20 protein-coding genes are annotated in these 25,380 nt (G+C 72.2%); 10 read left to right on the top strand and 10 right to left on the bottom strand.

Annotation, left to right across the window (positions count from 1 at the left end):
- Positions 1 to 128: 128 nt before the first annotated feature.
- The 3 genes from ACFWEP_RS11600 to ACFWEP_RS11590 all read left to right on the top strand — a co-directional run bounded on the left by ACFWEP_RS11600 (position 129) and on the right by ACFWEP_RS11590 (position 4,696).
- The gene (locus tag ACFWEP_RS11600; protein ID WP_387368906.1) at positions 129 to 1,940 is read left to right on the top strand and encodes an alpha-glucosidase; all 1,812 of its coding nucleotides are present in this window, start codon (positions 129 to 131) and stop codon (positions 1,938 to 1,940) included.
- 66 nt (positions 1,941 to 2,006) lie between these two features.
- Positions 2,007 to 3,005: a TIGR03885 family FMN-dependent LLM class oxidoreductase gene (locus ACFWEP_RS11595; RefSeq protein ID WP_387368904.1), complete on the top strand. Its 999-nt coding sequence runs from the start codon at positions 2,007 to 2,009 to the stop codon at positions 3,003 to 3,005.
- Complete coding sequence (locus ACFWEP_RS11590; RefSeq protein ID WP_387368902.1) at positions 3,002 to 4,696, top strand: alpha-amylase family protein; 1,695 nt, start codon at positions 3,002 to 3,004, stop codon at positions 4,694 to 4,696. The genes ACFWEP_RS11595 and ACFWEP_RS11590 overlap by 4 nt, the downstream gene beginning before the upstream one ends.
- 98 nt (positions 4,697 to 4,794) lie before the next feature.
- Here the strand turns inward: ACFWEP_RS11590 and ACFWEP_RS11585 are convergent, their stop codons facing one another.
- Entirely contained in the window at positions 4,795 to 6,819 is a 2,025-nt protein-coding gene (locus ACFWEP_RS11585) for a PA14 domain-containing protein (protein ID WP_387368900.1), read from the bottom strand.
- A 184-nt stretch (positions 6,820 to 7,003) separates the two neighbouring features.
- On the bottom strand, positions 7,004 to 7,903 hold the full coding sequence (locus tag ACFWEP_RS11580) for a D-alanyl-D-alanine carboxypeptidase family protein (RefSeq protein ID WP_387368898.1): 900 nt from the start codon (positions 7,901 to 7,903) through the stop codon (positions 7,004 to 7,006).
- A gap of 265 nt (positions 7,904 to 8,168) precedes the next feature.
- On the opposite strand from ACFWEP_RS11580, the gene ACFWEP_RS11575 reads away from it, so the two are divergent.
- On the top strand, positions 8,169 to 8,852 hold the full coding sequence (locus ACFWEP_RS11575) for a GntR family transcriptional regulator (protein WP_387368896.1): 684 nt from the start codon (positions 8,169 to 8,171) through the stop codon (positions 8,850 to 8,852).
- Positions 8,849 to 10,156 (top strand): nitrate/nitrite transporter, encoded by a 1,308-nt coding sequence (locus ACFWEP_RS11570; protein ID WP_387368894.1) that lies wholly within the window; start codon positions 8,849 to 8,851, stop codon positions 10,154 to 10,156. The genes ACFWEP_RS11575 and ACFWEP_RS11570 overlap by 4 nt, the downstream gene beginning before the upstream one ends.
- Positions 10,157 to 10,184: 28 nt before the next feature.
- Here the strand turns inward: ACFWEP_RS11570 and ACFWEP_RS11565 are convergent, their stop codons facing one another.
- Positions 10,185 to 11,672, bottom strand: a complete 1,488-nt coding sequence (locus ACFWEP_RS11565; protein ID WP_387368892.1) for an MFS transporter — start codon at positions 11,670 to 11,672, stop codon at positions 10,185 to 10,187.
- A gap of 116 nt (positions 11,673 to 11,788) precedes the next feature.
- On the opposite strand from ACFWEP_RS11565, the gene ACFWEP_RS11560 reads away from it, so the two are divergent.
- Positions 11,789 to 12,349, top strand: coding sequence for a TetR/AcrR family transcriptional regulator (locus tag ACFWEP_RS11560; RefSeq protein WP_387368890.1), 561 nt, complete (start codon positions 11,789 to 11,791; stop codon positions 12,347 to 12,349).
- A 33-nt stretch (positions 12,350 to 12,382) separates the two neighbouring features.
- Here the strand turns inward: ACFWEP_RS11560 and ACFWEP_RS11555 are convergent, their stop codons facing one another.
- The gene (locus tag ACFWEP_RS11555) at positions 12,383 to 13,207 is read right to left on the bottom strand and encodes a maleylpyruvate isomerase family mycothiol-dependent enzyme (protein WP_387368888.1); all 825 of its coding nucleotides are present in this window, start codon (positions 13,205 to 13,207) and stop codon (positions 12,383 to 12,385) included.
- A 210-nt stretch (positions 13,208 to 13,417) separates the two neighbouring features.
- Here ACFWEP_RS11555 and ACFWEP_RS11550 point away from each other — a divergent pair, with 210 nt between their 5' ends.
- Positions 13,418 to 14,254: a carbon-nitrogen family hydrolase gene (locus ACFWEP_RS11550; RefSeq protein WP_387368886.1), complete on the top strand. Its 837-nt coding sequence runs from the start codon at positions 13,418 to 13,420 to the stop codon at positions 14,252 to 14,254.
- Positions 14,255 to 14,441: 187 nt separating this feature from the next.
- Here ACFWEP_RS11550 and ACFWEP_RS11545 read toward each other — a convergent pair whose 3' ends face one another.
- Entirely contained in the window at positions 14,442 to 15,095 is a 654-nt protein-coding gene (locus ACFWEP_RS11545) for a hypothetical protein (protein WP_387368884.1), read from the bottom strand.
- Between the two features lie 192 nt (positions 15,096 to 15,287).
- On the opposite strand from ACFWEP_RS11545, the gene ACFWEP_RS11540 reads away from it, so the two are divergent.
- Positions 15,288 to 16,370: a hypothetical protein gene (locus tag ACFWEP_RS11540; protein WP_387368882.1), complete on the top strand. Its 1,083-nt coding sequence runs from the start codon at positions 15,288 to 15,290 to the stop codon at positions 16,368 to 16,370.
- Positions 16,371 to 16,449: 79 nt separating this feature from the next.
- On the opposite strand, the gene ACFWEP_RS11535 is transcribed toward ACFWEP_RS11540, so the two are convergent.
- A complete protein-coding gene (locus ACFWEP_RS11535) occupies positions 16,450 to 16,950 on the bottom strand; it encodes an LURP-one-related/scramblase family protein (protein WP_387368880.1) in 501 nt (166 codons plus the stop codon).
- Between the two features lie 307 nt (positions 16,951 to 17,257).
- Here ACFWEP_RS11535 and ACFWEP_RS11530 point away from each other — a divergent pair, with 307 nt between their 5' ends.
- Positions 17,258 to 17,734 carry a hypothetical protein gene (locus tag ACFWEP_RS11530; protein ID WP_387368878.1) on the top strand — a complete coding sequence of 159 codons (477 nt, stop codon included), beginning with the start codon at positions 17,258 to 17,260 and terminating at the stop codon, positions 17,732 to 17,734.
- Between the two features lie 83 nt (positions 17,735 to 17,817).
- Positions 17,818 to 19,665 (top strand): NHL domain-containing thioredoxin family protein, encoded by a 1,848-nt coding sequence (locus ACFWEP_RS11525; RefSeq protein WP_387368876.1) that lies wholly within the window; start codon positions 17,818 to 17,820, stop codon positions 19,663 to 19,665.
- 68 nt (positions 19,666 to 19,733) lie between these two features.
- Here the strand turns inward: ACFWEP_RS11525 and ACFWEP_RS11520 are convergent, their stop codons facing one another.
- From ACFWEP_RS11520 to ACFWEP_RS11505, 4 genes are all read right to left on the bottom strand, one after another.
- Positions 19,734 to 20,453, bottom strand: a complete 720-nt coding sequence (locus ACFWEP_RS11520; protein ID WP_387368874.1) for a DUF4232 domain-containing protein — start codon at positions 20,451 to 20,453, stop codon at positions 19,734 to 19,736.
- Between the two features lie 186 nt (positions 20,454 to 20,639).
- Entirely contained in the window at positions 20,640 to 23,462 is a 2,823-nt protein-coding gene (locus ACFWEP_RS11515) for a BTAD domain-containing putative transcriptional regulator (protein WP_387368872.1), read from the bottom strand.
- A gap of 166 nt (positions 23,463 to 23,628) precedes the next feature.
- The gene (locus tag ACFWEP_RS11510) at positions 23,629 to 23,856 is read right to left on the bottom strand and encodes a DUF6458 family protein (RefSeq protein WP_328720488.1); all 228 of its coding nucleotides are present in this window, start codon (positions 23,854 to 23,856) and stop codon (positions 23,629 to 23,631) included.
- Between the two features lie 102 nt (positions 23,857 to 23,958).
- On the bottom strand, positions 23,959 to 25,266 hold the full coding sequence (locus ACFWEP_RS11505) for a M18 family aminopeptidase (RefSeq protein WP_387368870.1): 1,308 nt from the start codon (positions 25,264 to 25,266) through the stop codon (positions 23,959 to 23,961).
- Between the last annotated feature and the right edge of the window lie 114 nt (positions 25,267 to 25,380).

Here is a 25,380-nt window from a genome sequence, read left to right as displayed (position 1 = left end):
GCCCCGCCCTCCGGCCGTCACCCGCGTACGGCAGCCGCCGGGCGCGGGTGCGGAGGCGGTGGCCGGGCAGGGGTAGCAGAGGCGGCGGAAGCAATCGTGCTTCCGGGTCCGGGTGGAGGAGAGCGGCGATGGCACCGGAGAACGGGACGCACGACGGTACGCAGTGGTGGAAGTCCTCGGTCGTCTACCAGGTCTACCCCCGCAGCTTCGCGGACTCGGACGGCGACGGGATCGGCGACCTGGACGGCATCACCCGCCGCCTGGACCACATCGCCGGCCTGGGGGCGGACGTGCTGTGGCTCTCCCCGGTGTACCCCTCGCCGCAGGCCGACAACGGCTACGACATCAGCGACTACCAGGACATCGACCCCGTCTTCGGCGACCTGGACGCCTTCGACCGCCTGCTGGCCGCCGCGCACCGGCGGGGCATGAGACTGATCATGGATCTGGTGGTGAACCACACCTCGGACGCCCACCCGTGGTTCCAGGAGTCGCGCGACCCCGGCAGCCCCAAGCGGGACTGGTACTGGTGGCGCCCGCCGCGCGAGGAACGCGAGGACGGCACCGGGAGGCACGAGGACGGCACCGAGGAACGCGGGGGCGGCACCGAGGAACGCGGGGGCGGCACCGCGAAGGGTGAGGGCGGGGAGCCGAACAACTGGGGTTCGTTCTTCTCGGGCCCCGCCTGGACGTACGACGGGGCGAGCGGGGCGTACTACCTCCACCTGTTCGCTCCCGGGCAGCCCGACCTCAACTGGGAGAACCCCGAGGTGCGTCAGGCGGTGTACGCCATGATGCGGTGGTGGCTGGACCGGGGGGTGGACGGTTTCCGGATGGACGTCGTCAACCTCATCTCGAAGGACCCGGCCCTCCCCGACGGCGAGCCCTCCCCCGAGGGCCCGTTCGGCGACGGCTCGCCCCACTACGTCTGCGGCCCGCGCATCCACACGTACCTCCAGGAGATGCACCGCGAGGTGATGGGCCGCTACCCGGGACGGCTGCTCAGCGTCGGCGAGATGCCCGGGGTGACCGTCGAGCAGGCGAGGCTCTTCACCGATCCGGCGCGCGCCGAACTCGACATGGTCTTCCAGTTCGAGCACGTCGGCCTCGACCACGGGCACGGCAAGTTCGATCCGCGCCCGCTGCGGCTGACCGACCTGAAGGCGTCCCTCGGCCGCTGGCAGGAGGGCCTCGCCGACGTCGGCTGGAACAGCCTGTACTGGAACAACCACGACCAGCCGCGCGTGGTCTCCCGGTTCGGCGACGACAGCCCCCGTCACCGCACCCGTTCCGCGACGATGCTGGCGACCGTGCTGCACCTGCACCGGGGAACCCCGTACGTCTACCAGGGCGAGGAACTCGGCATGGCCAACGCCCCGTTCCACACCATCGAGGACTTCCGGGACATCGAGTCGCTGCACCACTACGCGCGGGCGCTGGAGGCGGGAGAGCGGCCCGAGGACGTGCTGCCCGGCCTGCGGGCGATGGGCCGGGACAACGCCCGCACCCCCATGCAGTGGGACGCGTCCCCGCACGCCGGGTTCACCACGGGGACCCCCTGGCTCCCGGTCAACCCCGATCACGCCGAGTGCAACGCCGAGGCCCAGTACGCGGACCCGGCCTCCGTCTACCACCACTACTGCCGTCTCATCGCCCTGCGCCACCGCGAACCCGCCGTCGTGCACGGCGACTTCACCATGCTGCTCCCCGACGACGAGCGGATCTACGCGTTCACCCGCCGCCACGGCCGCACGGCGCTGCTGGTCCTGGGCAACTTCACCGGGGGGACGGTGGCCGTGGAGCCCGCAGACCTCGCGCCCTGGTACCCGGAGTGGGAGGGGGCCGAACTCGTCCTCGGCAACGGCCCGTCCGCACCCACCGGGCCCGGCCGGCTGACCCTCGCCCCCTGGGAGGCGCGGGTGCACCGCATCGTCCGGTGAGCGAGGTGGGCGCGGCCGGCGTCGTGCCGGGCCGATGATCCGGGTGTCCCCGGGTACTCGCGCCCCATGACCGTCTACGGATTCCACGCATCGCACGAACAGGTTCCTCCGGGCGCCCTGTTGGCCGCCGTCGTCCGCGCCGAGCAGGCCGGTTTCACCGCCGCCATGTGCTCGGACCACTTCTCGCCCTGGAGCGTCCGGCAGGGTGAGTCGGGCTTCGCCTGGTCCTGGCTGGGGGCCGCTCTCCAGGCCACCGAGAGCATCCCGTTCGGTGTCGTCAACGCCCCGGGGCAGCGCTACCACCCCGCGATCGTCGCGCAGGCGATCGGCAGCCTGGCGGCGATGTACCCGGGCCGTTTCTGGGCCGCGCTGGGCAGCGGCGAGGCGTCCAACGAACACATCACCGGCGAGGGCTGGCCGCGCAAGGACGTACGCAACGCCCGGCTGCGGGAGTGCGTCGACGTCGTCCGGGCGCTGCTGCACGGCGAGGAGGTGAGCCACGAGGGGCTGGTGACCGTGGACCGGGCCCGGCTGTGGACGCTCCCCGAGGCGGTGCCGCCGCTGATCGGAGCCGCGTGCAGCGAGGAGACGGCGCGGTGGTGCGCCGACTGGGCGGACGGCCTGATCACCGTCAACGCCCCGCGCGCGACCCTGAGGCGGATCGTGGACGCCTACCGGTCGGCGGGCGGAACGGGCCCCCTGACCCTCCAGGTCCACCTCAGCTGGGACCCCGACCACGACACCGCGCTCGCCCTCGCGCACGACCAGTGGCGCACCAACGTGCACGGGCCGCCCGCGAGCTGGGACCTCGACTCGGCGGAGCTCTTCGACAGCGTCAGCGAGCACGTCACACCGGAGCGGGTCGCCGAGAGCGTCCTTGTCTCCGCCGACCTCGGCCAACACGCCGCCTGGCTCCAGGAGTACGCCGACCTGGGCTTCGACCGGATCATGCTGCACCACGTGGGCGTCGAACAGAGCGCCTTCATCGACGCCTTCGGGGAGAAGGTGCTGCCGCGCCTCGACGTCACCCGGCCCGCCCCCGCCGTGGCGGGCGGTGTCCGATGAGGCTGACCCGTACCTCCGACGTGTGGTGGAAGAACGCGGTCGTCTACTGCCTGGACGTGGAGACGTACCAGGACGGCGACGGCGACGGGACCGGTGACTTCGCCGGGCTGACCCAGCGGATCGACCACCTGGTGCGCCTCGGCGTCACCTGCGTCTGGCTGATGCCCTTCTATCCGACCCGGGAGCGTGACGACGGCTACGACATCACCGACTTCTACGGTGTCGATCCCCGGCTGGGCACGCTCGGCGACTTCACCGAGTTCGTGCGGACCGCCCGCGACCGGGGCATCCGGGTCATCGCCGACCTGGTGGTCAACCACACCTCGGACCACCACCCCTGGTTCCTGGACGCCCGGTCGGGCCGCGACTCCGCCCACCGCGACTGGTACGTCTGGTGCGACACGCCCCCGGAGGACGGGCCGCAGGGAGTCGTCTTCCCCGACGAGGAGAAGAGCGTCTGGGAGTACGACGAGAAGACCGAGCAGTACTACCTGCACCGGTTCTACAAGCAGCAGCCGGACCTCAACGTCGCCAACCCCGCCGTGCGGGACGAGATAGCCCGGATCATGGGCTTCTGGACCGAGCTCGGACTGTCCGGCTTCCGGGTGGACGCGGTGCCCTTCCTGCTGGAGACCGACGGGCAGCCGGACGCGGACGGCCTCCCCGACCCGCACGCGTACCTCGCCGACCTGCGGGCCTTCCTGGGCCGCCGCAACGGTGAAGCGATCCTGCTGGGCGAGGTGAACCTGCCGTACCCCGACACCGCCCGCTTCTTCGGCGGCGCGCAGGCCGGGGAGGGCGACGAACTGACCCTCTGCTTCGACTTCATCGGCATGCAGCGGATGTACCTCTCGATGGCCCGGGAGGACGCCGGGCCCCTGGCGGCGGCCCTGCGCGAGCGCCCGGTGCCGCCCCGTGACGCGCGCTGGGCGACCTTCGTCCGCAACCACGACGAGCTGACGCTCGACAAGCTCGACGAGGACGAACGTGCCGAGGTCTTCGCCGCCTTCGGCCCGGACGAGGACATGCAGGTGTACGGCCGGGGCCTGCGCCGCAGGCTGCCGCCGATGGTCGACGGCGACCGCCGCCGCGTCGAGCTGGCCTACAGCCTGCTCCTCAGCCTGCCCGGAACCCCCGTGCTCTTCTACGGCGAGGAGATCGGGATGGGGGAGAACCTGGCCGCACCCGGGCGCCAGGCGGTACGGACCCCGATGCAGTGGACCCCCGACAAGGGCGGCGGCTTCACCTCGTCCGACGACGGCCCCCTGCCCAATCCGGTGGTCGAGGGGGCCTTCGGACCGAAGCGGGTCAACGTGCACGACCAGATGCGTGATCCCGGTTCGCCGCTCTCCCGGATGCGGAGCCTGATCGAGCGGTACCGCGAGGCGCCCGAACTGGCGTGGGGCCGCTGCGAGGTGCTCGACACCGACGATCCGGGTGCGATGGCGCACCTCAGCTCGCTGCCGGAGGGGGCGGTGCTGGCCGTGCACAACTTCTCCGGCCGGCAGCTCACCGCGGCCGTGGAGGTCCCCGGCCTGCGGGGCGGCCGTCTCCTCACCGACCTCGCCGACGGCGGGACGGTGAAGGCGGCGGCCGGCGGGCGGATCGACGTCGGTCTTGAACCGTACGGCTACCGCTGGCTCCGGGTGAACACCCCTCTGGACGACCCGGACCGCACGGTCGCGGAGTGACCCCCTGAATTCTCCGGACTGAGCCCCCGAAGCCCTCGGGCCCCGCGCTATCCTCCGCGCGGGGCCCTTCGGGATGTCCGTACCGTCCGGTGGTCAGCTCACGCGGCCGGGGCCAGCACCACGTGGGCGGTGCCGGGGATCGACGCGGTGCCGTCGGCGTAGAGGGCGGCCACGCGGTAGAAGTGCGTGGTGCCCGATGCGGCGGACGTGTCGGTGACGCTGGTGCCCGAGTACGGCGAGGGAGCCGCCGTGAGCTCCTCGTAGGCCCCGGTCGCCGGGTTCCAGCGCTCGACCGTGTAGCCCGTGGCGTCCGTGACCGGCTGCCAGGTGAGCTCCGCGCCGCTGGACGCGGCCTCGGCGGTGACGGTGACCGGGGAGCCCCCGGGGGTCGCGACCGTGGGGGTCAGGTCCCGCTCGGTGACGGTCACGACGGGGTTGGCCTCCGGGTCGCGCATGCTGTTGTTGCCGGAGGTGTCCCACACGTCGACGAAGTAGCAGCGCTCCTCACCGTCGGGCAGCCGGACGTCGCGGTAGGAGGTCACCGTGGGGCCGACGTACTCGGACGACACCGCGTAGCAGACCGAGGTGCCCTCCTCCTCGTCGGTGACCAGCTCGCCGATCAGCACCCGCTGGCGGGCGATGTCGGCCTCGCCACCGTTCTTCCAGCGCAGCTCGACGCCGTAGTCGGTCGCCTCGGCGGACAGGCCGGTGACCGGTGCGGGGGGCGTGGTGTCGGTGGTGAGCGTGGTGGTCGTGACGGTCGGTGAGGCCACGGACTCCTTCGACTTGCTGTCGAACGCCTTCACCGCGTAGTGGTACGTGGTACCGGCCATCGGGAAACTGTCGGTGCAGGTGTACTGGCGGCGGCCGTCCTCGAGCAGCTTCGACGTGGTGGTGCACCGGGCGAGTTCCGCCGTCGCGTCCAGGGGCAGGCTCTTCGAGCGGTAGACGTGGTAGTCGTACACCGAGCCGTCGGTCTGCTCTTTGATCCACGTGAGGGTGACCGAGGTGACGGCCGGTCTCGCGGTCACCTCGTGCGGTGCGGCGACCAGGCGGTACGCGGCGGCCGGCGGGTTGTTCGCGGCGGTGTACGCGGAGGTGCGGCCCGCACCGTCCACGGCTGCGACCCGGTACTGCCACACGGTGGAGCGGGTGACGGCCGTGTCGGTGAAGGAGGTGCCCGTCACGCTCTTGGTGACGGTGGTGTTGTTGCCGGTGCGGATCAGGGCGTAGTGGGTCGCGCCCGCCACCGGCTTCCAGGTCACCGTGATGCCGGCGTCCGTGCCCGTCGCGGCGAGGCCGGTCGGGGTGGTCATCAGCGGCGACAGCACGGGGACGTCGGCCGAGCCGGTGGAGACGTTCCCCGCCTTGTCGACGGCACGGACCTCGTAGTAATAGGTCTTGCCGGGCTCGGGGTTGAGGCCGGTGTAACTGGTGGCCGTGCCGGAGGCGACGAGGGTGTAGGTGGTGGTGCCGGCCAGGCGGCGGTAGATCCGGTACCCGGCGAGGTCCATCTCCACGCTCGCCGGGTAGGTCATCTTCACCTTGCCGGAGGCGGTGTCGTGGACGACCTTCACGCCGGTGGGCGTGCGCGGCTTGACCTTGTCGTACGTCTTCGACGTGCGGGGCGCGTAACCGAACTTGACGTTGGCGGCGCCGGTCCAGTTGACGTAGTCGACGCGCAGGGTGTGCTTGCCGGACGGGATGGTGAGGTTGACCGACTTCGACACCGTGGTCGAGCCGTTCTTCCAGATGTCGATCTTCCGCACGCCGTCGAGGTAGACCCGGACGCCGTCGCGCGCCGAGGCGCTGAGGGTGAAGGGGCCGCCGGAACCGAAGTCGCGGGTGACGGAGTAGCGGACGGCGAAGTTGTCCTTCGGCAGACCCGACAGAGGTGCGTTGTTGCCCCAGTTCTGGTCCATCGCGTCGTCGCAGTCGGTCTTCTTCGGCGTACCGGCGAACGTGGTGTTCGCGTAGTAGGTGCGCGTGAAGTAGTTCGTCTTGCAGGTCACCGCGGCGGCTGCCGCCGGGGTGGCGCCGATGGCGGAGAGCAGGGTGCAGGAGGTCGCCGCGACGGACACGGCGGCGGCCGTGCGCAGCCGTATGCGGGAGAACGGGGTCACGGGTGGAGAGGGCCTTTCGGACCGGGCCGCCGAGTGGCGGCGAGATGACGGGTTCAGCGCGCGCCGGATGCCCAGTGCCGTGCCCGGCGCTTCGCGCCGCACGCCCGGTGCGTAGGCGGAGGGGCCCGGTGCGCGGAGCGCGCGCGGTCCGGACCCCTCCAGGGCACCTGTGCGGGTGCCGGAACTACTTCTTGAAGCCGTAGTCCAGCAGCTTCTTCACGTCGCTCGTCCGGGTGGTCTCGGACGTGGAGGCCAGGACGGCGCCGATCACCGTCTTGCCGTTGCGGGTCGCGGCGAAGACCAGGCAGTACTTGGCGTTGCTGCCGGAGCCGGTCTTGACACCGATCATGCCGCTGTAACTGCTCAGCAGCTTGTTGGTGTTGGTCCACGACATGTAGCGGTAGCCACCGCTCTTCGTGGTGACCTTCTGCTTCGTCGACTTCGTGGCGACGACGGCGCGGAAGGTGGAGTTCTTCATGGCGCTGCTGGCGATCTTGGTCAGGTCGCGCGGCGTCGAGTAGTTCGAGCCATTGCTTATGCCGTCGAACGAGTCGAAGTGCGTGTTCTTCAGGCCGAGGGCCTTCGCGTCGGCGTTCATCTTGCCGAGGAAGGACTTCACGCGGGCCGCGCGGGTCGTACCGACGCCGAACTTGTCGGCCAGTGCGTACGCCGCGTCGCAGCCGGACGGCAGCATCAGGCCGTACAGCAGCTGACGCACGGTGACCTTGTCGCCGACGATCAGGTGCGCCGAGGAGGCGCCCTTGGCGACGATGTAGTCGCTGTACGCCTTCTGGATCGTGACGGTGCTGTTCAGGTTGAGGTTCTTCTGCGCCAGCACCACCTTGGCGGTCATGATCTTGGTGGTGGAGCCGGTGGCACGGCGGGTGTCGGCGCCCTTGGAGTAGAGCGTCGATGCGGTGGCGTTGTTCATCACGAACCCGCCGGGCGCGACGACGGTGGGCGTCGGAACCGTGGCCGCCTGCGCGGTGGTGGCGAGCGCCCCACCTGCGATGACGGCACCGGCCGTCAGGGTTACGGTCGCCGCGACAGAAGTGCGACGAATGCCCGCAATGCGGAATTTCAAGGTAAACGCTCCAAATGCCCTTGGAATGCGGCTGCATGGGAGCCGCTGATGGTGAGACTCCTGAGACGGCCGCTTGGATGTACGGACGCGGGGGCGCGTTTGAGCGGCGTGCGGAGCGTTGCGCATCGTAGCGCGCGGGGTCGGCCGCCCGGCCGTCTCCGGGGCGGGTGATGCGCCTGGTACGAAAGAGCTCCGGAGGGTTGGAGGGGTGTCCGGATCACGGACGGTTTCCCTCATGCGTCCATGTTGTATTTATGCTGTGTGCATGCCTGCCGCACCTCCCGCATCCCCTGCTGCCCACCGGGCGGAACCCAAACCGCCTCCCGCCGCCGAACGCGTCTACTCCCACGTCAAGGAGGCGGTTCTCGACCGCCGCTACGAAGGCGGGACGCTCCTCACCGAGGGGGACCTCGCCGAAGCGGTCGGCGTCTCCCGGACCCCGGTGCGCGAGGCGTTGCTCCGCCTCGAAGTGGAAGGGCTGATCAAGCTCTACCCGAAGAAGGGCGCCCTGGTCCTCGCCGTCTCCGCGCAGGAGATCGCCGACGTCGTCGAAACCCGCCTGCTGGTCGAGGAGTTCGCAGCCCGCAAGGCGGTGCCCGCCTCGCCCCGGCTGATCGGCCGGCTCGAAGAGCTGCTGGCCGAACAGCGCACCCTCGCCGAGGCCGGGGACCTGGCCGCGGTCTCCGTCGCCGACCGCTGTTTCCACGCCGAGATCGTGCGCAACGCCGGCAATCAGATCCTCTCCCGCCTCTACGACCAGCTCCGCGACCGGCAGTTGAGGATGGGCGTCGCCGTGATGGAGGCGCACCCCGGCAGGATCGCTGCCAACATCGCCGAGCACGGACAGTTGTTGGAAGCCATTCGATCAGGTGATGCCGACGAGGCCGCGCAGGTCGTCCGGCAGCACGTCGGCCGGGTCAGGGTGCTCGTGCGGGGTGAGGACCGATGAGTTCGGCGGGCGCACCCACTCTCTCCCTGCCCGGAGACCCGCCCGGCGGACGCCGCGCCGTGTGGATGTGGGGCGTCGGCGTCGCCGTCTACTTCGTCGCGATCATCTTCCGTACGAGCCTGGGGGTCGCCGGGCTCGACGCTGCCGAGCGGTTCGACGTCAACGCCTCCGCCCTGTCGACCTTCTCCATCCTCCAGTTGCTGGTGTACGCGGGGATGCAGATACCCGTCGGCCTGATGGTCGACCGGCTCGGCACCAAGAAGGTCCTCGCCCTCGGGGCGATCCTCTTCACCGCGGGCCAGCTCGGCTTCGCGCTCTCCCCGTCGTACGGCACCGCGCTCGCCTCCCGCGCGCTGCTCGGCTGCGGCGACGCCATGACCTTCATCAGCGTGCTGCGGCTCGGCAACCGGTGGTTCCCGGCCCGGCGCGGACCGCTGATCGGGCAGGTCGCCGCGCTCTTCGGGATGGCGGGCAACCTCGTCTCCACCCTCTTCATCGCCCGCGCCCTGCACGGCTTCGGCTGGACGGCCACCTTCGTCGGCAGCACGGTGGCGGGCGTGCTGGTGCTCGTCCCTGTGCTGCTGTTCCTGAAGGACCACCCCGAGGGCCACGAACCCCCGCCCGCGGAACACGCGGGCGCCGCGTACGTACGCCGTCAGATCGCCGCGTGCTGGCGGGAGCCCGGCACGCGGCTCGGGATGTGGGTGCACTTCACCACGCAGTTCCCGGCGATGGTGTTCCTGCTGCTGTGGGGGCTGCCGTTCCTCGTGGAGGACCAGGGGCTGAGCCGGGGCACCGCGGGGAGCCTGCTCACCCTGGTGGTGCTCTCCAACATGTCGGTGGGCCTCGTCTACGGACAGGTCATCGCCCGCCACCACGCGGCCCGCCTTCCGCTCGCCCTCGGCACGGTCGGGGCGACCGCCCTGCTCTGGGCGGCCACCATCTTCCACCCGGGCCACGCGCCGATGTGGCTGCTGATCGTGTTGTGCGTGGTGCTGGGCGCCTGCGGCCCCGCGTCGATGATCGGGTTCGACTTCGGCCGGCCCGCCAACCCGCCCGAACGCCAGGGCACCGCCTCCGGCATCGTCAACATGGGCGGCTTCGTCGCCTCCATGACCACGCTGTTCCTGGTCGGCGTGCTGCTCGACGCGACGGGCGACGACTACACGGTCGCGTTCTCCTCGGTGTTCTTCCTGGAGGTGCTCGGGCTCGTACAGATCCTGCGCCTGCGGAAGCGCGCGGCGGTGCGCGAGAGCGAGCACCACGTGATCAGCCGGGTCGAAGCGGTGCACGTACCGGTGTGAGAGTCCTCGGCCGGTGCCGGTGTGCGGGTCACCCGCCCCCGCGGGTGGCCCGTCGGGCGCGGGTGACCCCCCAGCCGACGAGCGCCCCGGCCACGAGGGTGAGCGCGAGGCCGGCGACCGTGGTGGATTCCCGGAACTGCGCGGTCTGCCGCGCGCTCCAGTGCGGGGCGGCGAGGGTGCCGGTGAACAGTGCGGCGAGGACCGTACCGGAGACGGCGACGGCGACGCCGGAACCGACCTCGGAGACGGTGTCCACGAGCGCCGCGCCGATCGTGGTCCGGCTCTCGGGCAGCCCCCGGAGCACGTTGACCCCCGCGACGACCCCGCACACCCGCATCCCGGCGGCCACCAGCACGAGGGCGAGCGCGACCCAGCCGTAGCCGTACCCGCCCAGCAGGGCGTACACGGCGAGCCCGGCGACGACCGCCGAGGCGCTGAGCCACGCGGCCCGTTCGAGCCCGGCCCGCTCCACGAACGGCCGGACGAACGCGCCGCCCGCCACGAGCACGACCACCTGCGGCAGCATCCCGAGGGCGGCCTGCCCGGGCGACCACCCCCAGTCGAGCTGGAGCCGCAGCGTCACCAGGTAGCCGAGGCCGGCGGTCGCCAGCCCGGCCGCCGCCTTGAACGCCAGACCGCTCGACACCAGCGGGGCCGCGAGCAGGCGGAGATCGAGCAGCGGATGGCGCGCCGACCGCTCCCGCAGCACGAAGAGCACCGCCCCCGCGAGGACGGCCGCGGTGAGCCCCCAGGGCGCCCAGTCGCCGGTGCCCCGGTCCACGAAGAGCGTCGGCGCGAGGAGTGCCGCCACGATCGTCGCCGTACCGAGCACCGCTCCGGCCACGTCCACCGGATCACGGTGGAGCTCCGCCGGGTCGTCCGGCGCGATGCCCCGTCGTATCCCGAGGAACGCGAGCGCGGCCACGGGTACGTTCACCACCAGCAGCACCTGCCACGGCGCGACCGCGAGCACGAAACCGCCCGCCGTCGGCCCGACCGCGAGCCCGACCAGGCCCACGGTGGAGATGAGGGTGGTCGCCCGGACCCGCAGGCCGTCCTCGTCGAACAGCCGGAAGGCCAGCGCCATCGCACCCGGTGTGGTCATCGCTGCCGCCACCCCCGTCACCGCGCGGACCGCGATCAGCTGCCCCGGGGTGGTGACGAGCGCGGTCGCCAGGCTCGCGACGCCCAGCAGCACCAGCCCGACGAGCATCACCCTCCGCCGCCCGAACCGGTCGGCCACCGCGCCGAACGTCAGCATCAGCCCGCCGAACACGACCGCGTACACCCCGGTCACCCACTGGAGTCCGGTGGTCGACGCGTGCAGCTCCCGCCCGATCGTGGGCAGTGCGACGTTCAGGACCGAGTTGTCCAGCATCTCGAAGAGGAACACCGCCGACAGCCCCGCCAGCGCCATCCACGCCTCGCGCAGGGAACGGGGGGTGTTCTTCGAGGCGGGTGCGGGCTTCGGTGAGGCGGTCCCGGTCCCGGTCCCGTTCCCGTAGTGCGTACGCAAGGCCGACGACCGCCTGAGATATAGAGTCCTATCTTACGGAGTCAGCGTAGGGCTCTGAAATAAGATAGGCAAATCTATCTAAGTGGCTGTGGAATGTCAGGGACCAGGGAGACGTGATGGCGGAGCGGCGACGCGGACCGGCGCTGGAGAAGGCACTCCTCGACGCCGCGTGGGAAGAACTCACCGCCCACGGCTACGCCCGGTTCACCATGGACGCCGTCGTCCAGCGCGCGGGCACCAGCCCGCCCGTGCTCTACCGCCGCTGGTCCGACCGCGACGCCCTCGTCCGGGCCACCCTCCAGCACGTCATGAAGAGGGCCCTCCTCGACGTCCCCGACACCGGGAGCCTGCGCGGGGACGTACTCACCCTCATGCGCGAGATCAACGCCACCCGCATCGAACTCGTCACCGTCATGAGCGTGCAGCTCGCCGACTACCACCGCGCCACCGGCACCAGCCCCGACGCCCCCCTCACCAGCGGGCGCAAGGAAGCCGTCGACGTGCTCTACGACCGCGCCGTCCGGCGCGGCGAGGTCCGGGCGGAACTCCTCACCGACCGCATCAGGTCACTCCCCTTCGACCTGCTGCGCCACGAACTCCTCACGACCTTCGCCCCGGTGCCCGACGACGTGCTCGAAGAGATCGTCGACACGGTCTTCCTGCCCCTGGTCCGCTGACGGCCCGTCGTGCGTACCTCTGCGGCCGCGTGACTACGGGGTCACGGCGAAACGGTGCAGGATGGCCGCCGCCAGGTCCTCGTCACCCTCGACCTTGACCCGGTCCGCGACGCTCGACGCCCGCACCCGCCCGCAGGCCAGCCGGTAGAACGTCTCCCAGTCCATCGCCAGCGTCACGGCGGGACCCAGCGACGGCGACCCGTCGATCGAACCGCGGCCCTCCGCGTCCACCCGGATCGTACGAAGGAACTCCAGCGGCCCCTGCACGTCGAGCACCACGGCCGAGTTCGGCGGGGCGCCCGCGTCCTTGGCGACGACCTTCGGCAGCGCTTCGAGCAGGGTGTCGCGGACGATGTGGGCGCCCGGGGAGTCGAGGTTGCCGGGCTGCCCGAGTGCCACGCGCAGGTCCTGCTCGTGCACCCACACGTCGAAGGCCCGCATGTGCAGGGCCACTTCGAGGGTCTGCTCGGCACCCAGGGGTGCCCGGACCTTCGTCTCGGGGGCGCGCGACTCGTTCCGCAGCTGCCGGGAACGGCGGATGATCGTGTACTCCAGCTCCGAGGTCATCTCGGGCGAAGTGTGGTGGCGCCGCACGTCGACCTGCATCTCCATGTACCGCGCCATGTCGCTCTGCACGTGGTAGAGGTCGCGCGGCAGCGTGTGGATCGGCCGTGGGTCGCCGAGCTGCTCGCACTCCATGCCGATGATGTGCGACACGATGTCACGCACCGACCAGGCGGGGCACGGTGTACGGCGGTTCCAGTCCCCCTCGGCGAGCGGCAGCACCAGCTCCGTTATCGCCTCGATGGAGTGGGTCCAGGCGTCGGCGTAGGTCTGGAGGCTGGGATGGACGGTCACGGGACCCCTCGTGCGGTTCTTCGGAGCATGGGCTGGAGAGCAGGGAGTGCGGGCGGGCGGGCTGGCACTGACGGCACTGTCTGCGAGCTGCGTGGGAGGTTCGTTCCTTCGGAAAGTTCCAAGTTACGCTGCGAGCAGGCACCCCGGCAGTGCTTTCGTGTGACGATCGTAGGCCGGTGTTGACGGCTCGAATGCCAGGACGGTGGTACTGTGCGCGCCTCTCTCATCCAGATCGCGGTAAACCCGGACGAACCCGTCAATCACCGCAGAGCGAGGGTGGCTTCGCTCGTGGTCGGCGAGGCGTCAGGTACGAATCCGGCCGACTTGGTGGTCCTCCCCGAACTCTGGCCGGTCGGCGCCTTCGCCTTCACCCGGTTCGCCGACGAGGCCGAACCCCTCGAAGGCCCCACCCACGAGGTGATGTCCCGCGCGGCGGCCGAAGCGGGCGTCTGGCTGCACGCCGGATCGTTCGTCGAACGCGCCGAGGACGGCACCCTCTACAACACGTCCCTCGTCTTCGACCCCCGGGGCGAGCGGGTCGCCACCTACCGCAAGATCCACCGCTTCGGCTTCGACCAGGGCGAAGCGGTCCTGATGGGCGCGGGCGAGGACCTCGTCACGGTCCCCCTACCGGACACCACCCTGGGCCTCGCCACCTGCTACGACCTCCGCTTCCCGGAACTCTTCCGGGGCCTCGTCGACGCGGGCGCCCAGACCCTCGTCATCCCCGCCGGCTGGCCCGCCCGCCGCCGCGCCCACTGGACCCTCCTCGCCCAGGCCCGCGCCGTGGAGAACCAGGCGTACGTCCTCGCCGTCGGCACCGCCGGCACCCACGCCGACGTCCCCCAGGCGGGCCACACCCTCGCGGTCGACCCCTGGGGCGAGATCCTCGGCGAGGCCGGGGCGGACGAGGAGATCCTGCGCATCGAGTTCGACCCGGCGAAGGTGGACAAGACCCGTGATCAGTTCCCGGCGCTGAAGGACCGTCGGCTGGGGGTGGAGCGGCCGGGGGTGAAGTCGGCCGAAACGACGAACGGCGCCGGGTAGAGGCCCGGGTCAGGAAGAGTGCTCCCCGCGCGTGCGGGGATGGTCCCTACACCAATCTGCCTGAGTCATGAGCGGACTGGTGCTCCCCGCCCCTGCGGGGATCGTCGCCCGGAGCGCGCCCGCGCGGGTTCCCGTGAAGGGAGCGGGATCCGGCGTGCGGAACGGTCGCCGTGCCGCATCCGACTGGTCAGTTCGCAGGCCAATGCGGGTTCGGTGTGCCCTCGTCGCCCATGTGCGCCCGTTGCCAGATCCCCTTCCACCCGGCCGGGTGGAACGGCTCGAACCGGTGCCGCTGTCCGCACGGACACCGCGTCAGCACCCACGCGCACCCACGGCACGACTCGACCCAGCCGTGTCCGGTCGAGCTCAGCACCCTCGGCGCTTCGTCCCCGCAAGCCGGGCAGCCGGGCAACTCGGCGCCGTCCAGGATCGCGTTCCGCCGCCGGACGTACGCGGGCAGGCGCAGCGACGGATGGCGGAACGGGTCCTGGTGCCAGACGTGGTCCGGATCGTCCCACCCGGTCCGCAGCCACCACGGGCGCGGGTCCGGCGCCGCCCGTCGTCCGGCCCGCTTCTCCGCTCGGCGTCGCGCGGCGTACTCGTCCGCCCGCGCGAGCCACAGCACCCGCGCCTCGTGCAGTTCCTCCACTGCCCGCACCAGGGCGTCCGGATCCGCCTCCAGTCGTCGGGGGATCGCCGCGCTGAGCGTGAGGTGGTGGTACGTAGCCCTGAGGCCGTACGGCGCGAAGACGGTGAGGCAGCTCCGCAGTGCGCTGTGCCGGCGGTGGGGGAGCAGGCGGGCATCGTGCACGCGCGCCCGGTGAGTCAGGAAGCTGGTCATGGTGAGGAGGCCAAGTCGGTGCGGTCGAGCACCTCGGGCCGGCCTCGCCGGGTCGCCGGCACGCCTCGCATCACGATCACACGGGGATGATGCCGGACCCACTGCCGTACCGCCACGGCTTTCCTTCTGCGCGGGCCGGGGAGGGGGCTCGACTCAGCCCTCGCGCAGGGCGCTGGTGGATAGCCTGGCTGCATGACGGACCGTGACGGCATTCGCATCGAACTCGGAAGCATTCTGCGGCAGTTGGAAGAAAATGGTTTTGACGGTGTCCAGGTGGAGTTTGCCCCGGACGGCGGTGGCGGTGCGGCGACGGTTGTCGATGTGGCACGTCAGGGGTTCTGGGCGGCCAACGAGGTGGCCAACGAGGCGGCGCCGGACTCTGTCTGGGGGTCGGGGCTGGCGGCGACCCTCGCGGGTGTCTCTGTGCTGGTGGACGGGTTGGCGAGCGAGGAGGCCCTGGTCACGTGGTTGGAGGCTTTCGGCGGTGAACTGCGGGCGGGCGGGCTGTCGGGCGAGCTGCGGGCCGCGACGGGTGTCCGCCTGCCGGACTGGGTCAAGCAGCTCGCTGATCCGATGGTGACGGCGTACGTCGCGCTGAGCGCGCCGGGCGGTGCGGGGGCGGCGGGCTGGGCCGAGCGGGCCGCGCGCTGGGCGGCCGGGGCCGGAGGTGACGCTTACGTTGCCGGCGGCGGGATGAGTCAGCTCGACACCACCGGTGACGTGGCGGCGCACCTGGCCTCAGCGCTGCACGTGGCTTCGTCCGGCGATCTGCTCCACGCGGACGCGCAGGCCTCGCGGGCCGCCTTTGTCCAGGTTTGCAGGTACGGCCGGGCGACGTATCAGTTCCACGACGCATCCGCCTCCCCGGAGGCCCGGGCCGACCGGGCCCGCGCGGCGATCCTCGCCGAAGCGGAGCACGCGCACTACGCGTTAGTGGCGCCGACGCGGTACCCCGCATACCTCTGGGACGATCGCGCCCGGGCCCTCCCGCCGCTGCGGCCGGAGGTCCCCGGCTTCGCGCTCCGCACGAAAGCGCACCTGTGGGACCGGTTCGTCCCCGACGTCCACTGCATGCAGCTGCTCGCCGACGAGCACCTGGCAAAGGTCTCGGACCTTTCGCGGTGGACCGTGACCCCCGTCGCTCCCGGTCGCACGCTCGTCGAGGCCCCGGATCTGGCCGAGTGGCTCCGCACCGGCGGACCCGCTCCCTCGGTCCTCGACCGCGCGCGTGCCGACTTCGGCCGGGTTCTGGTCTCCGCCGACGACCTCCGATGACGCCGCTCGTCCCGCCGGCCCCGAGGTGCCCCTGGCGCGCGGCGGCGCCCCGCTCCCGCGAGGCGCACCCCGGCAGCCCTCAGTCCTCGTCCTTCTCGTGCTCCTTCTCCGCCAGCACGATCACGCACATCGCGACCGCGATCAGCAGCGAGGCGTCGGCGTCCTCGCGGACGATGTCGATGCCGTACGTGTCGCGGATGCTGAGCCAGCGCCGGGAGATCTGGGCCAGCAGCTCGCCGTCGTAGTCGATCGCGAACTCGCGGTCCAGGATCTTGCCGCTGACGTCCAGCTCGGTGCCGTCGGCCATCGTCACGCGGTAGTTGTTCCGCAGCAGCGAGAGATGCTTCTTCTTGACCCGGGCCAGCTCTTCGCCGTCGCGCTCGATGATCATCGTGTCGCGGATGCTGATCAGCTTCTGCCGCAGCTCCACGAGGACCCGCCCGTTCGCGTCCTTCAGCTCGAAGGTGTCGCGTACCCGCATGGCCTTGCCGTCGACGAGGAACACCTTGCGGCCCTCGGTGTCCTCGATCCAGTAGTCGTCGCCGATGGCGAACAGTCGCTCGCGTACGAGAAGTCTCATGGGGGACAGGTTCCCGGAGGCGGCCACGGAATGCATGGGGGCGCGCGAGGTGCCGGAGCACCGCGGCGGCCGGACCGCGTATCCGCTCCGGAGGGGAGCGCGGGGTGAACACGGCATGAACATCGGCACCGGCTCCGGCGACGGCTTCTGCCGCTTCGCATGCGGCGGGAACCAGGGCCGGGTGCCGCGGAGTCGAGGTCGTGAAGAGGGGCCGGGACGCACCTCGTCGGAGCCGCGTCCGCACCGGTCCGTCGCGTGCCGCGGGACAGCCGCCTGCCGGACGCCCCGACAGCCCTGAGGAGAGACCGTGATCCACCGCCAGCGGATACCGGCGTTGTTGGTGGGTGTGGCACTTCTCGTCGGCGGGTTGACCGCCTGCGATCCGGAGGGCCTGCACTCCGCCGAGCACGCCGGGCCCTTTCCGTACGAGTCCCCGGCGGACACCGCCGACGTCGACCTGCGCGAAGCCTTGTCCGACTACGGCGTCCGCCTGCCCGAGGGGGCCGACGAGATCACCTACGGTGCGCTCAAGGCGCTGGACGGGTACCCGTTCCGTGTCGAGTTCTCGATGCCCTGCGACGGCGTTCCGGCCTTCGTCCGGGAGAACCGGCTCGTCTCCGCCGGGAGGAAGACCCCCGACGCGGTGGAGGCGGACGTTCTGGAGGCGGGGTTCCCCTTGGACGCCGACCCGGCCTACGTCCGGGCGAAGGGGTCTCAGCTGTGGACGGTGTACGCGGCGGTCGTCGAGCGGTCGGGGACGTGCAAGGTGTTCCTCAGCAGCTGAGGCCGCCGGAAGCCCGTCCTGCCGTGCCGCCACCCGCCGCCACCCGTGATCGGCGACGCTGCCGCGAGTGGCACCCTTGAGGCATGAACGATGCCGTCCCGGCGCCCACCCCCGCGCCCCACCGTGCCCGTGTCCGCGCCCCCGAGCTCATCGGCAAGGGCGGCTGGCTGAACACGGGTGGCCAGCAGTACACCCTTGCTGACCTGCGAGGACGCATTGTCGTCCTCGACTTCTGGACCTTCTGCTGCGTGAACTGCCTGCACGTGCTCGACGAGCTGCGCGAGCTGGAGGAGAAGCACCGCGACACCGTGGTGATCATCGGCGTGCACTCGCCGAAGTTCGTGCACGAGGCGGAGCACCAAGCAGTCGTGGACGCCGTGGAGCGGTACGAGGTGCACCACCCGGTGCTGGACGACCCCGAGCTCGCGACGTGGAAGCAGTACGCGGTCCGCGCCTGGCCGACGCTCGTGGTGATCGACCCCGAGGGGTACGTCGTCGCCCAGCACGCCGGTGAGGGCCACGCCCACGCCATCGCGAAGCTGGTGGACGAGCTGGAGGCCGAGCACGCGGCGAAGGGCACCCTGCGGCGCGGCGACGGCCCGTACGTCGCGCCCGAGCCGGTCGCGACCCACCTGCGCTTCCCCGGCAAGGCGCTGCTGCTGCCGGACGGCGGTTTCCTGGTGTCGGACACCACCCGGCACCGTCTGGTCGAGCTGGAGGCGGACGGCGAGACCGTACGCGGCCACTACGGCACCGGCGAGCGCGGCTTCACCGACGGCGGCCGGGACGAGGTGCGGTTCAGCGAGCCGCAGGGCCTCACCGTGCTGCCGGACGGCCGGATCGCCGTCGCGGACACCGTCAACCACGCGCTGCGTGCCCTGGACCTCACCACCGGCCGCACGGTGACGCTCGCCGGTACCGGCAACCAGTGGTGGCAGGGCTCCGCGACCTCCGGACCGGCGCACGAGGTCGACCTCTCCTCGCCGTGGGACGTCGCCTGGTTCGGCGACCGCCTCTGGATCGCCATGGCGGGCGTGCACCAGCTGTGGACGTACGACCCCGGGGCGGGGACCGTCGAGGTCGCGGCGGGCACCACCAACGAGGGCCTCGTCGACGGCCCGGCCGCCGAGGCGTGGTTCGCGCAGCCCTCCGGGCTCGCGGTCTCCACCGACGGGGAGCGGCTGTGGATCGCCGACTCCGAGACCTCGGCGCTGCGCTTCGTGGACCGCGAGGGCGTGGTGACCACGGCCGTGGGCACCGGTCTCTTCGACTTCGGGCACCGTGACGGGGCCGCCGACCAGGCGCTGTTCCAGCACCCGCTGGGCGTCACCGCGCTGCCGGACGGTTCGGTGGCGGTCTCGGACACCTACAACAACGCGCTGCGGCGCTTCGACCCGGCGAGCGGCGAGGTGACCACGCTCGCCACCGATCTGCGAGAGCCGAGCGACGCCGTGCTGGTCGACGGCGACCTGGTGGTCGTGGAGTCGGCGGGGCACCGGCTGACCCGGCTGCGGCTGCCCGAGGAGGCCCTGCGGGTCGACGGCGGCGCGCACCGCACCCAGCGCGCGGCCACTGAGGTCGCCGCCGGGAACCTCCGGCTGGACGTGGTCTTCCAGGCGCCGGCCGGTCAGAAGCTCGACCTGCGGTACGGCCCCTCCACTCGGCTGCTGGTCTCCTCGACCCCGCCGGAGCTGCTGGCCGAGGGCGCGGGCGCAAGTACGGACCTCTTCCGCGACCTGGTCCTCGCGGACGGGATCACCGAGGGCATCCTGCACGTCTCGGCGATGGCGGCGTCCTGCGACGACGACCCGGCGAACGAGTACCCGGCCTGCCACGTCCACCAGCAGGACTGGGGCGTGCCGGTCGTGGTGACGGCGGAGGGCGTGGCCCGGCTGCCGCTGGTGCTGGCCGGGATGGACGAGCAAGGCTGAGCCCGGGGAGCCTGCCTGGCGCGCGGCCGGGGGACGCCCCCCCCGGCCGGAGACCGCCCGGCAGGCTCTCAGAACTCGTCGGCGCCGTTGCGCAGTTCGGGCGTCCAGTAGCCGGTCGCCCACTTCGTCGGGTCGACGGAGAGACCCCCGGAGTTCGGGGCCTTCACGGTGGCCATGCCGGCGCCGCCCGGGAAGGTGATGGTGAAGTCCTTGGCGGTCCTGACGTTGTCGTCCGTCCCGCCGTTCGACAGCCGTACCACCGCGTACGCGGGGGCACCGGCGGTGAGCACGACGGCGTCGGCGGGCTTGCTCTTGGCGACCGCGGGCGTGGCCCCGAGCGCGTTCTCCAGGAACCGGATCTCGGGGAAGCCCGGCATCAGGCAGCTGTGGCCCGAGGTGTTCTCCGCGGTCAGCACGATGTGGGTGTAGGGCGGGCCGTCCTGCATCTCGGCGCTGATCGTGAGGCCCTTGGCGGTGCAGGCGGGGGTGGCGGCGGAGGCATCCGTCCCGCCGCCCCCGGCCGTCGAGCCGCCCCCGGTCGCGCCGGTGCCCTTCGTGTCACCCGCGTTCTGCCCGGAGCCCGAGTCCTGCCCGGAGCCCGAGTCCTCTGCGGAGCCCGCCGGGGTGGTGGGCGCCGCCGATCCGTTCAGCGCCGTACCGGCGGCCTGCGTACCGGCGGATTCGGTGGCGGAGTCGGTCTCGTCGCAGGCGGTGAGGGTCAGGGAGAGCGCGGCGGTGGCCGCTGCGGCGATGACGGTGGCACGGGTGCGGAAGGCGGGCGTACGCATGGAGGTTCCCCCGGAAGCGGTGAGAGGCGGCGGGCCGGTCGGGCCGTCACGCCTGTGAGCTGCTGACATCCATGAGTCTGGGTGCTGTCGCTCACGTTCCGCTTGCGTCCCGCTGACGTCCCGCTGACGCCCGTCGGCCGTGGGCGTCAGGCCCCTTCGGGACGTCCCACCGGGCTGCGGGCCGGCTCAGTTCTCGTCGGTGAGCCTGCTCAGTGCCAGCCAGTGACGGGTCCGGTAGTCCGCCCGCGCCGAGACGCGCAGCAGGACCTCCAGCGCGCGTACCGCTCCCTCGTCGTAGTCGGCGCGTTCCGCCTCCTCGGCCGCCCGGTCCAGCAGCCGGATTCCCTCGTCCTCCTCGCCGAGCGCCAGCCGGGCCTCACCGGCGATGGTCAGCAGCAGGGTGCGGCGGGCGGCCTCGTCGGGGCCGGGGCCCGGTTCCAGGGCCGCGCGCGTGGATTCGAGTGCGTCGGCGGGGCGGTGGGCGGTGAGCTGGAGCCGGGCCAGGTGCTGGAGGGCGAGCAGCTCCGTGTGCCGGTCGGGTTCGTCGCGTGCCAGGGCGACCGCGCGCCCGCAGCCTTCCAGCGCCATGTCCAGATCGCCCTGCTCGGCCTGCACGGCCGCCAGGTTGATCAGGGCCGTCGCCTCGCCGAGCCGGTCACCCGCCCGGCGCGCGAGGCCCGGAGACCGTTCCAGGAGTGCGGCGGCCTCGGCGGTCCTGCCCTCCTCCGTCAGGACCCACCCCAGGAGGTTGAGCACCCTCGACTCGGCGTACGGGTCCTTCACCTCGCGCGCGGAGTCGAGGGCCAGTTCCAGCAGGGGGGCCCAGCTGTCCCGTACCCGCCACACCACCTGCGGCCACTGGAGGAGGATGATGCGCCAGGCCCGGTCGTGCAGGCCCGCCTTCCGGGCGGCGACGGCCGCCCGGGCCAGGTCGCCCCGTTCGGCTGCCAGCCAGCGCATCGCCGCGGCCCGGTCGGCGAAGTCCCGTACGGCGGAGGGGCGGTGGTCCTCCGGCAGGACGAAGCAGGGTTCGCCGCCGGGCTCCGCGGCGTCGGAGGCGGCGAGGGCGGTGGCGACGCAGTGGTCGAGGACGACGATCAGCGCCTCGGGTCCGGACGCCGGGTCCAGGCCGCGGGCGTACAGCCGCACGAGGTCGTGCAGCACCCAGTGGTCCGGGGCGGCCTCGGTGACGAGGTGGGCGGAGCCGAGGCGTTCCAGGGCGATCGCGGCGGCCTGGGGGCCGGTGCCCGCGAGGGCCGCGCAGGTGTACGGGTCGACGTGGCTGCCCGGATGGTGGCCCAGCCGGGCCAGGAGGTGTGCGGCGTCCGGCGGAAGCTGCTGCACGGTCAGCCGCAGGGCGGCCGAGACACCGACGTCGTCCACGTCGAGGCAGGCCAGCCGGCCGTGTTCGTCGGCCAGTTCGTCGGCCAGCCCGGCCAGTGTCCGGTGCGGGCGTCCGGCCAGCCGGGCGGCCGTGACCCGCAGAGCGAGCGGAAGACCTCCGCAGAGCTCGGCGACGCGGCGGGCCGCGACGGGTTCGGCGTGGACCCGCTCCTCGCCGAGCACCCCGGCGAGCAGTGCGGTGCCGTCCCTCGGCTGAAGGGTGTCGAGGGGAACGGGCCTGGCCGCGTCGGAGGCGATGAGTCCTTCCAGCCGGTTGCGGCTGGTGACGACGGTGACGCAGTCGGCGCCGCCGGGGAGCAGGGCACGGACGCCGGCGGAGTCGCGGGCGTTGTCGAGGACCACGAGCAGCCGGCGGCGGTCGGTCAGGGAGCGGAAGAGGGCCGCCGCGGCGTGGACCGACTCCGGGACGCTGCGCGGTGGGACGCCGAGGGCGAGCAGGAACTCGCGCAGGACGTCGCCGGGCCGGGCCTCGCCCGTTTCGCTGAACCCCCGCAGATCGGCGAAGAGCCGCCCGTCCGGGAAGGCGGAGGGGTTGTGGCGGGCCCACTGGAGGGCCAGCGAGGTCTTGCCCACCCCGGCGGGCCCGGTGACCAGGCACACCGGAGCCTCACCCGCGGCGGCCCGGGTGAGCGCGGCCAGTTCGGCCGTGCGCCCGTGGAAGCCGCGGGGTGCGCGCGGCAGCAGATCGGCCGGGTGCGGTGCGGCGGGGTGGGCGTCGGCGGGCTGCCGGCCGGTGGCGCGCGGCGCGGCGGCCGGTACGGGTATCGCGGTTGCGGCCGCTCCGGTGCCCGGTCCTTCGGGGCTGCCCGGTTCCGTGGAGGTGCTTCCGGCCGCCCCGGGGCCGCCCGGGGCGACGCCGGGTACGGGATCGCCGCGCAGGATCAGCGCGTAGGCGTCGGCCAGTTCGCGGCCCGGGTCGATGCCGAGTTCGTCGGCGAGCAGCCGCCTCGTGCGGTGGAACCAGTCCAGGGCCTCCGACTGGCGGCCCGCCCGGTACAGCGCCAGGATCAGGGCCGCCGCCAGGGACTCCCGCAGCGGGTGCGCGGAAGCCTCCGTACGCAGGACGGCGGCGGCCCGGTGGTGCTCACCGAGCGTTCCGTGGGCGCGGGCGAGTTCCTCCACCGTCGCCAGTCGTGTCTCCTCCAGGGTGTGCGCCGCGACCTGGAGCGGAGGACCGGCGAACACTCCGCTGAGCGCGGGCCCCTGCCACAGGGAGAGCGCGTCCCGGAACATGAGGACGGCGTCGGTGGCGCTGCGCTGCTGCCGGGCCAGCATCAGCAGCTCCTCGAACCGCTGCGAGTCCAGCAGGGTCTCGGGGACGCGCAGGAGGTAGGCGTCGCCGAGGGTGAGCAGTTCCACCCCGTACGCCTCCGCCTCCGCGCCCACGAGCAGGGCGCGGAGGCGGGACACGTGGCCCTGGATGACGCCGCGGGCACGCGGTGGAGGCGTGTCCTCCCACAGGGACTCCGTCAGCCGGGCGACGGAGACGGGTGTGTTGGCGCAGAGCAGCAGGGCTGCGAGAAGGCTGCGGCGCTTCGCGGGGCCGAGCGGCAGTGGCCCGGTGCGGGTGTCGACGGAGACCGTACCGAGCAGCCGGAACTCCACGAGCGGCTTTCCTTCCGGGCCGAACCCACCCGGGGCGGGAGCCCGGACCGGGGCCCAGGATATCGGGCCCCCGCCGGGCGGCCCGCGGCCGTCTCCCCTGCGCCCGGAAGCCTACGGGCGGTTCCGTGCGGTGCGCCGGGCGCCGTTGTGGGCGCCCGGCGGGCCGTCACAGGTAGCGCTTCTCGTCCTCCGCGCTGGGGACGACCGTCGTGGTGGGCGGCACGATCATGCGACGGCGCCGCGCGATGCTCATGTAGGCGAAGACGCCCACGAGGCCGACGAGCATCATGATCCAGCCGACCAGGTCGACGTTGACGGTGTCGATCTGCCAGTCGGTGGCGAACGCCAGAATCGCTCCGGCACCGATCAGGAGAATGCATCCTCCGAGTCCCATGATTCCCGCCTCCTCGACGGCCCGGTGACTCCGGGCCGGTGTACGGAGCGCGTACCCGGCCCGGCGTCAACCATGTCTTCCAAGAAGGCGGGTGACGTGACGTCAGCCTGCCAGGAACTCGGTCAGGGCGTTGGCCAGCAGGAACGGATCGTCGGAGCCGCAGAGTTCGCGGGCGCTGTGCATCGACAGGATCGCCGCGCCGATGTCGACGGTCTGGATTCCGTGGCGGGCGGCGGTGATCGGGCCGATCGTGGTGCCGCACGGCATCGAGTTGTTGGAGACGAAGGTCTGCATCGGCACGCCCGCCCGCTCGCAGGCGGCGGCGAACACGGCCCGGCCGTTGCCGTCCGTCGCGTACCGCATGTTGACGTTGACCTTCAGCATCGGGCCGCCGTTGACGACGGGGTGGTGCGTCGGGTCGTGGCGCTCCCCGTAGTTGGGGTGGATCGCGTGGCCGGTGTCGGAGGAGACGCAGACGGTCCCGGCGAAGGCGCGGGCCCGGTCCTCGTAGCCGCCGCCCCGGGCGTACACCGAGCGCTCCATGACGGTGCCGAGCAGCGGGCCGTCGGCGCCGGTGTCGGACTGCGAGCCGTTCTCCTCGTGGTCGAAGGCGGCGAGCACCGGGATGTACGGGAGTCCGGCGCCCTCGGAGGCGTGCCGCCGGGCGACGGCGGCCAGCGCGGTGGCGCCCGCGTGCACGGAGAGCAGGTTGTCCATCCGGGGGCCGGCCATCAGCTCCTGGTCGCGGCCCAGGTAGGCGGGCTTCTCGACGGCGTGGGCCATCAGGTCCCAGCCGGTCACGTCCTCGGGGTCGACGCCCGCCTCTTCGGCGACGAACCGGATGAGGTCGCCCTCTTCCACCCGGCCGAGGCCCCAGATCGGCTGCATGTGCTTCTGGCGGTCGAGCTTGAGTCCGTCGGTGTTGGCCGAGCGGTCCAGGTGGACGGCCAGCTGGGGTACGCGCATCAGCGGGCGGTCGACGCAGGCCAGTACGTCGGTGCCGTCGCGCAGGCTGAGCCGGCCCGCGATGCCGAGGTCGCGGTCGAGCCAGGTGTTGAGCAGGGTCCCGCCGTAGATCTCCACGGCGACCTGGCGCCAGCCGTGCGCGCCGGTGTCGGGCAGCGGCTTGACCCGCAGGTTGGGGGAGTCGGTGTGGGCGCCGACGATACGGAACGGGGTGTGGGGGGAAGCGCCTTCGGGGACGTACCAGGCGATGATGGCGCCGCCGCGCAGGACGTACTTCCCGCCGCTCGTCGCGTCCCAGGCCGCGGTCTCCTCGACCTGCCGGAACCCTGCCTCCTCCAGAAGGGCGGCGGTGTTGGCCACGGCGTGGTACGGCGACGGGCTGGCGGCGAGGAAGGACATCAGGTCATCGGTGTGGGACCTGTCGAAAGGGTGGGAGGAACTCATGTTCTTCACTGTAACGACGCGTGTTGGGAACCATTCACGGCTCGTGGCCCCCGGCGGCGTGAAGGCCCGCCGCACGGCGACGGCCCGCCCCCCGGTATGCGCCGTGTGCGGGGG

The organism is Streptomyces sp. NPDC060198, from assembly GCF_042728415.1.
Classification (GTDB): Bacteria; Actinomycetota; Actinomycetes; order Streptomycetales; family Streptomycetaceae; genus Streptomyces.
The sequence above is the reverse complement of the archived record's forward strand: the minus strand, read 5'-3'. Positions and strand labels throughout refer to the sequence as shown.